This is a genomic window from Lipingzhangella halophila (assembly GCF_014203805.1).
GTDB classification, from domain to species: domain Bacteria; phylum Actinomycetota; class Actinomycetes; order Streptosporangiales; family Streptosporangiaceae; genus Lipingzhangella; species Lipingzhangella halophila.
Map to the genome: position 1 here is coordinate 1,035,013 of NZ_JACHJT010000001.1, position 12,875 is coordinate 1,047,887.

Here is a 12,875-nt window from a genome sequence, read left to right on the forward strand (position 1 = left end):
CCGGCCGCCGGCCGGCACACCCAAGGAGGACGAGCAAGGATGCGAACCCGACGGACAGCGGCCCTTGCCGCTCCGGTCATGGCCCTGGTCCTGACCGCGACGGCGTGCGGTGGTGGTGACACCGCCGAATCCCTCGCGGAGATCCCGGCGTGGGACATCAACCCGCAGGACCGCGCGGACGTGCGCGACGGCGGCACCCTGAGGTGGGGGACCACCACGCCGATCTCGCAGTACATGATGCACCACACCGACGGAAACCTGGGAGACGCCCACCACATCATGGGGGCGCTGATGCCCAGCCCCTTCGCGTTCGACGAGAACGGTGAGATCTACAACCGCGAGGCCTACCTGCGCGACTACGAGATGAGCGACGATGGTCGCCAACTGCGCATGGAACTCAACCCAGAGGCCCACTGGTCCACCGGGGAACCCATCACCTGGAAGGACTACGAACAGCAGGCCATGACGCTCGGCGGCCAGGAGGAGGGGGACTTCGCCGCGCCGGGGCAGATGCACGGCTATGACCGGATCGACTCGATCGAGCGGGGCGACGACCAGTACGAGCTCACCGTGCACTTCTCCGAGCCGTTCGGGGAGACCGGGCTGCTTTTCGAGCACCTGTACCCCAAGGAGGTCATGGCCGACCCCGACCGGTTCAATGAGGGCTACCTGGAGGACATCCCGATCACGGCCGGACCGTTCGACTTCGAGAGCTTGGACCCCGGAAGCGGCACTGTGACCGTGGTCCGCAACGACGACTGGTGGGGCGATCCGGCCAAGCTCGACGAGATCATCTTCCAACCGGGTAAGCCCGAGGCGCAGGCCGGCGCATTCGTCAACGATGAGCTGGACACCTTCTACGTGGGCTATGAGGCCGCGGAGTTCAACCGCGTCCAGGACCGGCACGACGGCCGCGTCACCCAGGCCGTCGACAACGGGTTCCGCTTCCTGGAGATGAACGCGGACACCGAGGAGCTGTCCGACGTCGACGTGCGGAACGCGATCACTCTTGCGATCGACCGCGGCGAGATGGCCGCCGCGTCTCTGGAGGCCATCGACTGGCCCGAGGACCCCACCACGAACCGGCTACTGAGTTCGAGCGCGGAGGGATTCCAGGAGAACTCCGGCGACCTCGGCGAGCAGGACGTCGATCGGGCCAACCAACTGCTTGAGGAGGCCGGATGGGCGCTCGGCGACCAGAATGTGCGCACCAACTCCGAGGGCGACCAGCTCAGCCTGCGTTTCTTCTGCCCGGCGGGGGTGCAGACGTGTACCAATGAGGCCACCATCGTCCAGGAGCACCTGGCCGAGGTCGGGATCGATGTGCGCGTCGAGACACGGGAGACCGACGAGTACTTCAACGACCACATCTACGCGGGTGACTTCGAGCTCAGCACCTTTGTGATGACACGCAGCACCCCCTATGTCGGCGAGCAGTTCGAGAACTTCGGCGGGCCGTTCGACGAGGACGGCGAGGACTGGGGGAACAACCTCGCGCGCACCTCGACCGAAGAGGTCAACCAGAAGTTCGAGGAGCTCGCCGCGGAGACCGATCCCGAGCAGTACGACGCCACCGCCAACGAGATCGACGCGCTGCTGTGGCAGAACGGCCAGTCCATCCCGTTGTTCCAGCGCACCGGCACCTGGGCGGTCCCGGAGGATCTCGCCAACTTCGGCGCATTCGGCCTGGCCTCGATCGTCTACCCGGACATTGGCTACACCGAGGAGTAGGGCCGCCATTGGCCGCACCGCATTCCGCGTGCGGCGCGCCGCCCGGTCGGGGGCCGCGGCCGGGCGGCGGTATCCGATCCGGGGTGTCGGCCACATGCGCTCGACAGGGCGTGGGAGCGGCCTATCCCCGGCGGTTGAACGCGCGGACAATCCCGGCGGCCAGCTCCAGGTAGCCGAACAGGGCCTTCGGGCCCATCCGACTCGGATCGACCACGTTGCGCGATCGCAGAGTGCCGTCGCGGCTCACCCGAACGGTCTGCTGGCACCGCCGCGCCAGCTGCCGCTCCAGGTCGTCGAGCTTGGAGCGATGGCCCCGTGGCGAGCGCGCCAGGACGATTATCGCTGAGGACGCCAGTTCCGGGCCTCCGAGGTCGGCGATGTCGTCCAGCGCCGTGGCGGCACGGTTCGCGCCCTCGAAGGAAGGATGGGCGACGAGCACGAGCTGGTCGGCCCGCTCCAGGATCGCCGGCACCGCCGGGCGGTCGACCCCGCTGCCGGCGTCGACGACGAGCAGGGAGTAGAACCGCTCCACCGCGTCGGCGATCCTGCGGTAGGCGGGGCCGCTCAGGAGCGCACCGCCGGTGTCGTCGCGGCTGGAAGGCAGCACATCCAACCCGGAGGCGTCCTGTGCCACGAAGTTGCTGATCTGCGAGTAGCGCAGCACAGCACCAGTGTCGTACAGCAGGTCGCCCATGGGCCTCTGCGGTTGCTCCCGCACCTGGCCGCGGTTGCTCAGCGGGCTTCTCTCGGGATCGGCATCCACGGCGACGACCCGGTCGCCGCGCTTGCCCGCGAGCAGCGCGCCGAGCCCCAGGACGGTCGTGGAGGTTCCAACACCTCTCTGCGCGCCGAGAACCGCGATGGAGCGCCGGGAACCGGACACGGCGCCCCCGCGGATCGCGGCCTCCAGCTCCTGGAGCCGGACTTCGGCCTTGGAGTAACCGGGGTTGACGCGGCCCCGGCTCAGCGTGAAAAGCGTGCGCCGCCAGCCTCGCCGGGGCGACGGCCGCGCACGGTGGATCAGCGAGTCGGCGCTGAGGTCAGACGGAAAATCCTGAGCGAAAGCGTCGTGAGCCGCTCCGGGTTTTCGCGCGCCGTCGCTGAAGGGGGGCAAGTCAGTGGTGAATCGGTGGTCCGGACCGGCGTTGAGCGGATGATTCGAGGCTCCGTCTGAGGGATCCTCATCTGCCTGCGGTCCGTAGCGGGGTAGCGGGGGCGACACGCGCAGGTCTCCTCGACATTGCGAATCGTACTTTTGCGGTATCGCGGGAAATAATACGCGGTCAAGATGATCTTGTCCTGCTGCGCTTTGCGATTGGGGTCCAAATTTGGGCCCTAGGGCCCAAATTATTGCGTTGGGCCCAATGAGTTCGATGCGGCGGAGAAGATTCCCCGACAGTGCCGGATAGCGCCGCGGAGTTTCGGTGTCGCTAACCGCGCAATTATCCCGGTCACGAACGGTGACTGGGATCGCGGCCCGCATTGCACCGGTGCGGGGAGCGGTACCACGCGCGAACGCGAGAACCGCGTTTCCGTCTGGAGGCGCGCCACGCACCGGTGAGCACGCGGCCCTCCCGGGTCTGGGCGCTCTCGGGGGACGACACATCTGGGAACCACCTCGCCGGGACCAGCGGGTGCCTCCGAAAACCGCGGCTTGCTTGTTGTAGCGGGCCCCACCGCCCGGTTCTGGTTGAGCGGGTTGACGCACCGCTCCACGGTGTTGCGGCCGCGGTAGGCCTCCCGGTCGAAGACCGGCGGCCATCGCCCGCCGGCCCTTGCGTTCGCGGTTCTCCCACTGCTCCTTCGGCTGGGCGGCCGTCGCCCCGGTCCCGCGCCGCGGACCCGAGCCCCGACGTCAGTAGCCGAGACTCTCCTTCAGCGTTCCGGTGTTGTCCTTGGGCGGGCGGGAGATCTCCACTTCGGCGCCCCAGTTGCTGTAGTGGACCGTGCTTTCGGCCTCCTCGCCTCCGGGGGTCACGAGCTGCACGGTGTACTCGCTGGGCAGCCCTTTCTCCGTTACGGCGATCTCCCAACCGACCTCATCGAGACCCGCGTCCACCGCCTGCTCGAAGTCCTCGTTCCCAGCGTCGACGAGGTCGTGGGTGGATGTCGTTCCCGTGTACCGGGTGATCTCGCCGTCGTCGGTCTCCTCGGTCTCGGGGCCGTCGTCCAGCTCACCCAGCTCGACCACATCGAGGCTGGAGTCGCCGGAGGCCTGGTCCAGTGAACTGTTCGTCTCGGTGAGCATGACCTGGAAGATCTCCGCGAACGGCCCGATGTCGTCCTCGGCGGAGTCGATCTCCTTCTGGGAGATCCGCATCCAGTCCTTCTCCTCGAGGATCGGTTCCTCCTCGAGCTTGACGTACATGGTCTCTTCCTCGACGACGATGTGGGCGGTGCTCGGCCGGTCCTCGTCATGGTCGACGACCGTCATCTGCGCGCTCGGCGGGTCAGTGAGCAGCATCGTCATGCTCACGTCCTCGATCGGGGCGTCGTCCCCTTCCTCTTCGGGCTCTTCGGGCTCGACGGTGATGCCCACCTCCACGGACAGCGCCTCCCGCATCCGGTCGCCGACAAGATCGGCAAGGTCCGCGGGGGACTCGGGGAGCGAGGTGGTCTCCAGCTCGGATGCGGGTATCGGGGAGGGAGACGCCTCCTCCTGGGCGGGTTCGTCATCCTGGCAGGCCGTAAGCAGCAGTGTTGCAGCGAGGCCCAGAGAAGTGTAAGAGAGGGGGCGAAGCATAATGCGCCAAGCCTAGCGAGTCGCCGCCGGATCGTGGAGTGCGGAGCCCGCATTCCACGGCGTGGGTGTGGCCGAATACGGACGGGCACGATGCCAACCGAATGTCGCGGGAACCAACGCGTCTGGGAAAATTCGCGATCGTCCGGCACCGGGCGACCCCAGGCCAACCCTAGAAACCGAAGGCCGGTGAACTCGACGATGCGGACAACATTGCGGGTCGCAGCGTCGCTGTCGATTCCGTTCCTGCTGAGCGGGTGCGTGGAGTCCTCGGGAGGGGACACTGGCACCGGTTCCGATCCCGAAGGCTCCCCTGCGGCGGAGCAGGCGGATCCCGGTGCGGGGGGAGGGGTCGCAGAGCGGGGCGAACGTGGGGGCCCCGAGGACGCCGAGGCGGACGGCGAGCCGGTCCTGGAGATCGGTGGGGTCAAGACGGAGGCCACGGCCGGTGACACGGTGGAGCTCTTCACCCGGGAGGTCACCGCGGACCAGGATGGGGACAACATGTCGGCGCAGGTCGACTGGGAGCCCCGCCTCTCGCTCACCTTCACCGCCGCGGAGCGCGAGGGCGACGACGTCACCTTCCACGGCCGTGCCTCGTACCTGCTTGACGACGGCGCCTACACGCTGCACGCCAAGGACTTCACCGTTCTGGTCCCCAACGGGGAGTCAGCCAAGGAGGCTGCGGGGTTCGACGAACAGTACGAGGAGTACCTCTCCGACCAGGGCGGGAAGCTGGTCACGCTCACCTCCGCGGAACCCGAGCAGGATTTCGCCGTCACCGTCGCCGACGTCCCACCCGAGGACGACGCCCAGCGGCACGATAACGGAACCACCGGCCGCTACGTGCAGTACGAGACCCCCGAGGAACTGTGGGGCCACGAGGTCCAGGCGCCCCAGGACTACGTACCCGGACGGCTGTGCTACGTCGAGGGCGACGGGTGGCACGACGTCCCGCTGTTCGATTTCAGCAACGTCCCGTGTGGTTAGTCGCTGGGCGCCAGGAGGCGAACAGGGGATAGGGCGCGACACTCAGCAGACCACTGGATCGAGCAAGGCAAGGGTTGCATCGTCGGAATGAAGCTCAGGTGGATGAGGATTCCGCTGATGATCGCGTAGGGGCGCAGTAGCGGCGCCCACAAGGCGATGACCATACCGGGTTCCATGGCGATGACCAGCACCGTGCCGACTGCGACGAGAGCCTGTGGGACTCCGGAGAGGGAGAACGACACGAAAGCGGAGTCCGAGCCGACATCGTTGCGGAGGACGTTCCCGGCGAAGAAGGAGGGGACCGGCTATGAGCGGTGCCGCCCTGCCAGTAAGCAGCAGCACCGCGGCCAGGGCCCACATGGCCGCGACAAGGTCCTAGGGGACGGTCGGGAAGCGGGAGGATCGGTGGTGAGAGAGGGAGAGAGGAAGAACGCGAAGGAGGGGTTCAGGATCGGGTGCTTTCGCTCGCTCCGCGCACGCTTCTAGTACCAGTTGGCGCTGGCGCCGGGCGGGCCGCCATTCGGGTTCTGCCAGAAGGCCCACGCCTCGCAGGGAGTGTTGTACCGGTCCTCGATGTAGTCGAGGCCCCATTCGATCTGGGTCACGGGGTTGGTGCGCCAGTCGGAACCATGACTGGACATTTTGTTTCCGGGCAGCGACTGCGGGATCCCGTGCGCGCCGCTACTCGGGTTGGTGGCGTTGTGGTCCCAGTTGCTCTCGTGGCTCCATAGGGTTTCCAGGCAGTCCCACTCCCGCCCCGTGAAACCGCGTTCTGCGGCTATCTTCTTCCCGGTCTTCTTGTTCTCCTCGTTGTCGCCGGCACGACCGCCCGTGCCGGCGGCGAAGTTGTATTCCTCTGGTTCGTCCGGCCGGTCGTGCTCGGTCCACGACTCGCCGCACTCCGGGCCCTCGACGAGACAGACGACCTCGCGCATGGAATCATTGATCGTCTCACTGATCTCGGACTGGGCGATCGCTAAGATAATGGTCGCCGCCAGCGTGGTGACCATGCCGACCTCGACGAACGAGGCGCCGCCATCTTCGGGCCGCTCGGGTCTTATCCGGCCTGGCGGAGTATCCAATTTTTACACCTCCCTTTTGTTTGCTAGAGGGAATTTCTCGGACTATTCGATGGGGATTCCGGAGACCGGCTCGAATCCGGGAACCTCGACCGCGACCTCGTTCGTCTCCTCGGAGATGAAGTACGATGTCCAGTAGGTAACCGAGTCGCCCGGACTTATCCTGAATTTCACGTCCGGAGCCTGGGAGATGCCGGCGCACAAACAATAGTCAGCGGAGTCATTAACGGCGTTATAGCGGAGTCCGTTCTCTTCGTCGACGAGAGCGACGCCGGCGGTTCCGTCGTCCGTATAGAGGTACGTATCATGTCCGAAGTCGGTGACACCGAACTTTGTTTCTCCTTCATTGTTCACGGTCCACGCTACCGTCACGTATCCGCCTTCTTCGGACATTTCGACCTGGTTGATGTCGACAGTGGAGTCTCCCCAGTCGGAATGTGACGCGTCGGCCGATTCGATCACTGGAAGCTCGTCTTGCGCGTGTGACGCGGGGACGGCGGTGACAGCCACAAGCGCGACGACAAGGGAAGCCGTGCTCCAGGAAGTAACCCTCTTCACCATCGCTGGTCCCTCTACTTCTCGAATGTGATCGTTACCCGGCGGTTCTTCTGGCGCCCTTCTTCGGTGTCGTTGTTCCCTACCGGGTCGCTAGAACCATGGCCGGCGGTCTCATAATCAACGCCGTCGCGGGTAACGAGCTCTTCGAGTTTCTCCTTGACGGCTTCCGCCCGCTCCTCGGAGAGAGGGCCGTTAATGGAGTCGTTTCCCGTGTTGTCGGTGTGTCCATCGATCTCGACGGTGCTGGCGGAGCTGTCATCGATCTCCTGGGCGACCTGCTCCAACGTTTCGTCGGCATCCGAGGTCAACTCGGATTCGTCGGTGTCGAACAGGACGTCGGAGGCGAGCATGATGCTGGTCTCGTCACCGGTGTCATCCCGGGAACTGTCTCCGTCAATGTCGTCCTGGATGCCGGTGAGCGGACGGATCTCGGGGTCCTCCACCGGAGCATCGCTGATGTCGCTGTCGCCATCGCCTTCGCTGAGAGGGATGTCAAGAAGGTCCGGGGTTACCGGTGTCGAAACGGTCATGGCGGTGACGTCCTCTGGAGGAGCCGGGAAGGCGACCCAGATATCCTTTTCCTCTCCCGCCTGGATCGAATCCTCTCCCTGCCAGGTTGCGCAGAGACACTCCTCTTCGCCTGTCTTCATCAGCGGTAAATGGCGGTTCCCATTCTGGGTGTCTATCAGGTTCACACCATCCGGCGTTGAGGAGACGCCTGTCGGTGCCGTCAGGACATGCAAAAGCTTTGCTGTCTCATCTCCGTTGTTCGACGCCGTTAGGTCGAGGCGGAGCCTGTCCTCTCCCAGCCGATCGAGCGCGTTGATCTCGAACTGCAGGTCGGCCCCCCAGTCCGTATCCGTGGTGAGTGAGGTGGCGAGGGGATCGCCGTTCGCATTCTCCTGGGAGCCGTCTTCTTGGGAACCATCCGAGCCACCTGCCTTATCTTCCCCGGACCCATCGTCGCCACCACCGGACACACACGAGGTCAAGAGGAGGAGGACGGCCACGATCGGCAAGAACGAACGCCACCCTGGGTAGCGTCCGGTTGGGACGTTCACGGTGATTCTCACCTTTCCGTCACGTGTTCAGACCGTCGCACAGGATAGCCCATGGTGTTTTCGTCCACGAGCGTGGTTCCTTCAAGAGGCTCGCTCGGGGGAGTCAGGGGAGGACGGAGACGTGGATATGGTCGTAGTGGTTCACGGTACTTCCCCCCCGGTCTTCCATGGGCCGTTTGACTTCATCCCACTCGCCTACCTTTTCTCCATTATGGGGGTTCCAGATGTGTTGCTCCCATATGATGTAGTAAATGTCAAGTTCCTTGTGGTTATCGATCATCCACTGGGCGGCGGCGTCGGCGCCCCTCTGGTGCTTCGCGTCCGGTAGGGGGTTTCCCGAGTTGGGGTCGGAGACCATGTAGTCGCAGGCACGGCCCTTGGGGTGCTCGCCTTTAGTCCCCGCGCGGTAGCAGCCGACACCATAGGTCTCGAAGACGGCCCCCCACTCGTCCATGATCGCCTCGTGGGTCGCGCACATCTTCTTTGTGATGTTCTGGTCGCCCACAGCTTCGCACGGGTACCGGCCGCTTCCCGGGCCCGCGCTCAGCTCGGAGTACTTCCACTGGCCCTCGCGGTCGACGAGGCGGACCTCGGTCATGTCCTTGGCTTGGCCGTACGTCCAGACCCGGGTGTGCGGCTGGCCGCTTCCCTCGGGGCGGCAGGCGATGTAGCTGCCAATGACGACGTCGAAGACGTCGAAGATCTGCCGCTGCTCACAATCGGGTATTCGCACTTCAGCGATGGCAGCGGCGTTGCCGGTCGCTACCGGGATCTCCTCGCCGTTCTCCTTGGCTTCCTCCAGCTCTTCCTTGTCCGGACATTCCCGGTTGTTCCAATGCACACTGCTGTCGTCCTTCAGCTCCCGTTGGCAGCCGGTGCCCTCGACCTCGACGCGGACGATATTGCCGACCTGCCCCTGCTGGTTGTCGCTGGCGCGGATGTCGGTGAGCGTCGCGTTGTTGTCCTCGGCATAGTTTTCGGCGGCTGGCTTGCCGCTTGACTGCTGCCAGCCGACCCCCCAGGGAAGGCTTCCCCCGGCGATGGTCTGCGCGGTGCGGTGCTGGATATCACCGACAGCGGCAAGCGCCGCGGAGTCGGCGGCCGACTGCGCGGTCGTGCGCATCTCGTTCACGTCGCCCAGTCGGATGAAGAGAAGTGTTAGGGAAAGCAAGGAAAGCGTCAAGCCGACGAGCAGGAACAAGCTCGCTTGTCCCTGCTCGTCGGCTTGACGCGACGTCAGTCTCAGTTTCATAGTGAAACATTCGTGGTTTGTGGGGGGAAGGGGAGAAGCGCAGTGTGTAACTCTACGCTGTACCTCCCCGAACGCAACCCTCTATTCCTAACGTCTCGTTTCTGGGCGGACACTATTAAGCGGTGGGGCTTGCCGAGGGCTCAGGGGCTTCCTCATCGCCCGCGTTCGAGACCTCGGTGATAGCGTCCTCAATAATGTTCTTGACCGCCTTGGGAATGCCGCCCGTCTGGGTGATGACCAGGCCAGCGATCGCCGCGATCAGGAGAATGAGGGCGCCGTACTCGACGAAACTCGCACCAAGGTCCTTGGCGCGGGTGCTGAGGGAGCGACGCTTGGCGATAGCTCCGGCGACCTTCTCACGCAGGGAGGCGAGGGGGGTGAACATGTTCTCCTCCTGGAGGGCTCTACTGTATTTCCTTGCGACGCGAACTAATCTATTGAGTGGCGGTCTTGGGCGCCTAGGGCCCAGGGGCCCAATTTTCACCGCTCCGGGCCTGGGCCCGGCGAGATGATGCCGTAGCCTTTCACCGGCCCTCATCAGGTATGTCAGCGATGTCCACACCGTTCCACCGCGCGATCGCGGCTGCCCGGCTACTGACCCCCAACTTTCGGAAGATGCGGTTGATATGGTTCTTCACCGTCTTTTCGGTGAGAAAGAGTTCGGCCGCTACCGCCCTGTTGCCGAGCCCGCGTGCGACAACGGCCATGATCTCCTCCTCGCGGTCGGTCAGGTCGAGCTCGCGCCGATCGGTCCTGGTGTCCCCCGGGTCTGGGGAGGAGCGCATGTCCTGGAGCGTGACCGAGGCGGCCACCGGAGAGAGGGGCGCCCCGGTCCCGTGCATGACGTCGTGCAGGGCGCGACCGAGCTCCTCCGCCGAGAAGTGGCCGTGCACCAGATAGCCGGACGCGCCTCGTTGTAAAGCTGTCCGGATGACCTCCGCATCCTCGGTGTGCGTGAGCATGATGACCTTGGTGAGCTTGGCGAGCTCCGCGACGGTGCTGATGCCGTCCTGAACCGGCATCCGTACATCGAGCAGTACGACGTCGGGACGGTGCTTGCGCGTCTCGTCCAGCGCTTGCAGGCCGTCGCCGGCCTCTGCCACGACCTTGAGGTCATCGGAGACCTCCAGGAGAGAGACGAGGCCGGCACGGACAACCACGTTGTCGTCCACGGCAAGCACCGTGATCGGAGATGCGGACGACATGGGGTGACCTCCTGTGGTGGGACGCGGGACGGGTGCGTCCCGAGTTGGGGGTGCTGCTACGACGGCGGGAGCAGGGACGGGCCGGTCGATGAGACTCATGAGACGGCCTCCTGTCCGGCCGGCGAGATTGGAGCGGCCATGGGGACCGTGAGCCGAAGCAGGGTTCCTTGCCCCGATGTGGAGTCGACGTCGAGGCTGCCGCCCGCACGCTCGGCGCGTTCCGCCATGCCGAGCAGGCCGAAGTGGCCGCTGCCGTTCCGCTCGGCTTCGAACACGGTGTCCGGCGGCGCACTGAAACCAACACCGTCGTCGCGTACGGTCACGGTGCAGTGGTCGGTCCCGGATTCGACCGTTACCCACACCGAGCCGGCCGCGGAGTGGCGTTCGACGTTGGCCAAAGCCTCTTTGAGAATCGCAAGAGCCTCGTGGCGTGGTGTCACGAGCAGACTGACCTCAGCACGCGGCGTGTCGACATGGACGTCGATGCCGGTCTCCTCGCTCCAGTCGGAAACGATCTCGGACACCACATCGCCGAACCGCTTGGCGGACGCGCCGTCGCGCAGGTCGGTCAGCAGCGCCCGCGCCTCGGCGGCCGCGGTCTCGGCGGCGGCGGCGACCTGGATCGCGGTCGCCGCCGCGCGTTCCGGGTCCTTGGACACCCACACCGGTAGGGACTGGGCAGCCATGGACGCTCCTCGGAGCGTTTTCGCGACCGAGTCGTGTATGTCGCGGGCGAGCCGGTTCCGTTCCTCCGCGGCGGCGGCCGCGCGTTCGGCCTGCTGCCGAATCTGCTGTTCGGCCGCGAGCTCGGTGAGGATGGAGCGAACCCGCCGCCCGACGTAGCCCGCGATGGGGTAAAGGAGCGGGTGAACTACCAGGACCTGGAAGTTCGTGATCTCGACGGGAGGTGTGGTGTTCGTCGTCATGTAGGTGAGAATGGCCGCGAAGTAGCAGAAAATCTGGAGCGTGGCGACGGCGGCCACCCCCCAACCGCCGAACAACACTCCGGAGATCGTGCCGGTAAGCACGGTTGTCAGGAAAAGCGCGCCGGAGGGGCCGTCGATCGCCAGGATGCCGCTGGCCACAACGACGTCGAGAGCTACCAGCAACGGGTGAACGAGAAGGTAGGGGACGAACCGCTCCCAGTAGAACGCGACCATTCCCGAGAGCAACGTGAAGGCGAGGATGGCCGAGATGGTGGCGGGTGTCAGCCGTTCCGCGGGAATGAGCAACAGCGCGAGCGCGGCCAGTGCCAGGCGTAGCTGAAGCAACAGCCGCGCCAGTGCCGTGAGGCGGGGCAGCGTGGCTGTGCCCGTGTCGGACTCGACCGGTCTACTCGCCACTGAAAACCCCGCCCAAGTCAATGGTCCCGCCGAGGAGTAGACCGCCGCCGACCAGCAGAAGGAGACCGGGAAGCATGGTGGCCGCGGTAATACCGGTGATCTTGGGGTTGAGCTTCTGCGCCTTACGGCGGAGGTACTGGGCGTCCTCGCGGCGCATATCCTGGCCGATCGTCATCAGCGTGTCGGCGAGAGGAGACCCGAGTTCCTCGGCCTGCTGCAACGCTGTGACGAAACGCCCCAGGGACTCGTTGTTGTTCCGGGACCGCAGTGCCTGGAAGGCCTCACGGCGGCTGGTCCCCAGGTCCATTTGGCGCAGCGCGATACGGAACTCACTGGCGAGTACGCCCGGCATGGAGTCGGCCACTCGGGAGAGGGCTTGCCGGAACGACAGGCCCGACCCGACAGTGACCGCCAGTACGTCGAGGAAATCGGGAAGCTGGCGCTGGATCTCGTCCTGCCGCTTGTTCGCCTCCGTGTGGAGGGAGATGTCCGTCAACGCGATGAACCCAAGCGCGAGCAGGGCGAACATAATCTGGTCGCTGAACAGGCAGAACAGGGCCAGAATGCCGTAAAGCAGGACCTCGCCAGCCTTGCGGCTCAGGTAGCGCTCGACAGTGAGGTTGTCCGGCTGGCCCGCGAGGTTGATCCTGCGCTGGATGTTCTGGACCCGTTGCTCGTCGACATACGCCTGGACAGTCGGAAGGAACGGCCGCCCGATGCCCTCGGTGATCCGGTGGAGAATGAAGGTCTCGTCGTCGTCCTTCGTGATGGCCTTCGGGGAGTCCGTCATGTCCACGGCGACATTGGTCTCGGAACGCATGAGGAGGAACCCCCATGCGAGCAGGCCCACACACATTGCCCCGGCGAGGGCGAGAAGAAGGAGGATGGGGAAGGACAGGGACATCAGTGGAGCTCC

General features: G+C 65.3%; 12 protein-coding genes. 2 read left to right on the top strand and 10 right to left on the bottom strand.

The window, feature by feature from the left end:
• Positions 1 to 39 precede the first annotated feature (39 nt).
• Complete coding sequence (locus F4561_RS04695) at positions 40 to 1,731, top strand: ABC transporter family substrate-binding protein (RefSeq protein ID WP_184575124.1); 1,692 nt, start codon at positions 40 to 42, stop codon at positions 1,729 to 1,731.
• A gap of 121 nt (positions 1,732 to 1,852) precedes the next feature.
• Here the strand turns inward: F4561_RS04695 and F4561_RS04700 are convergent, their stop codons facing one another.
• The gene (locus tag F4561_RS04700) at positions 1,853 to 2,845 is read right to left on the bottom strand and encodes a MinD/ParA family ATP-binding protein (RefSeq protein WP_184575126.1); all 993 of its coding nucleotides are present in this window, start codon (positions 2,843 to 2,845) and stop codon (positions 1,853 to 1,855) included.
• Between the two features lie 741 nt (positions 2,846 to 3,586).
• Entirely contained in the window at positions 3,587 to 4,474 is an 888-nt protein-coding gene (locus tag F4561_RS04705; RefSeq protein WP_246437136.1) for a hypothetical protein, read from the bottom strand.
• A gap of 198 nt (positions 4,475 to 4,672) precedes the next feature.
• Between F4561_RS04705 and F4561_RS04710 the strand changes: the two genes are divergently transcribed.
• Entirely contained in the window at positions 4,673 to 5,461 is a 789-nt protein-coding gene (locus F4561_RS04710; protein WP_184575128.1) for a hypothetical protein, read from the top strand.
• 482 nt (positions 5,462 to 5,943) lie between these two features.
• Here the strand turns inward: F4561_RS04710 and F4561_RS04715 are convergent, their stop codons facing one another.
• The 8 genes from F4561_RS04715 to F4561_RS04750 form a co-directional block, all read right to left on the bottom strand.
• The gene (locus F4561_RS04715; protein ID WP_246437137.1) at positions 5,944 to 6,543 is read right to left on the bottom strand and encodes an aggregation-promoting factor C-terminal-like domain-containing protein; all 600 of its coding nucleotides are present in this window, start codon (positions 6,541 to 6,543) and stop codon (positions 5,944 to 5,946) included.
• A gap of 42 nt (positions 6,544 to 6,585) precedes the next feature.
• Positions 6,586 to 7,101 (bottom strand): hypothetical protein, encoded by a 516-nt coding sequence (locus tag F4561_RS04720; RefSeq protein WP_184575130.1) that lies wholly within the window; start codon positions 7,099 to 7,101, stop codon positions 6,586 to 6,588.
• 11 nt (positions 7,102 to 7,112) lie between these two features.
• Positions 7,113 to 8,159, bottom strand: coding sequence for an OmpA family protein (locus tag F4561_RS33570; protein WP_312885144.1), 1,047 nt, complete (start codon positions 8,157 to 8,159; stop codon positions 7,113 to 7,115).
• 103 nt (positions 8,160 to 8,262) lie between these two features.
• The gene (locus F4561_RS04730; protein ID WP_184575132.1) at positions 8,263 to 9,411 is read right to left on the bottom strand and encodes a VldE C-terminal domain-containing protein; all 1,149 of its coding nucleotides are present in this window, start codon (positions 9,409 to 9,411) and stop codon (positions 8,263 to 8,265) included.
• A gap of 115 nt (positions 9,412 to 9,526) precedes the next feature.
• Positions 9,527 to 9,796: a hypothetical protein gene (locus F4561_RS04735; RefSeq protein WP_184575134.1), complete on the bottom strand. Its 270-nt coding sequence runs from the start codon at positions 9,794 to 9,796 to the stop codon at positions 9,527 to 9,529.
• A 139-nt stretch (positions 9,797 to 9,935) separates the two neighbouring features.
• The gene (locus tag F4561_RS04740) at positions 9,936 to 10,616 is read right to left on the bottom strand and encodes a response regulator (RefSeq protein WP_184575136.1); all 681 of its coding nucleotides are present in this window, start codon (positions 10,614 to 10,616) and stop codon (positions 9,936 to 9,938) included.
• 95 nt (positions 10,617 to 10,711) lie between these two features.
• Complete coding sequence (locus F4561_RS04745) at positions 10,712 to 11,959, bottom strand: sensor histidine kinase (RefSeq protein WP_184575138.1); 1,248 nt, start codon at positions 11,957 to 11,959, stop codon at positions 10,712 to 10,714.
• Positions 11,949 to 12,863, bottom strand: a complete 915-nt coding sequence (locus tag F4561_RS04750) for a type II secretion system F family protein (RefSeq protein WP_184575140.1) — start codon at positions 12,861 to 12,863, stop codon at positions 11,949 to 11,951. The genes F4561_RS04745 and F4561_RS04750 overlap by 11 nt, the downstream gene beginning before the upstream one ends.
• Positions 12,864 to 12,875: the final 12 nt, after the last annotated feature.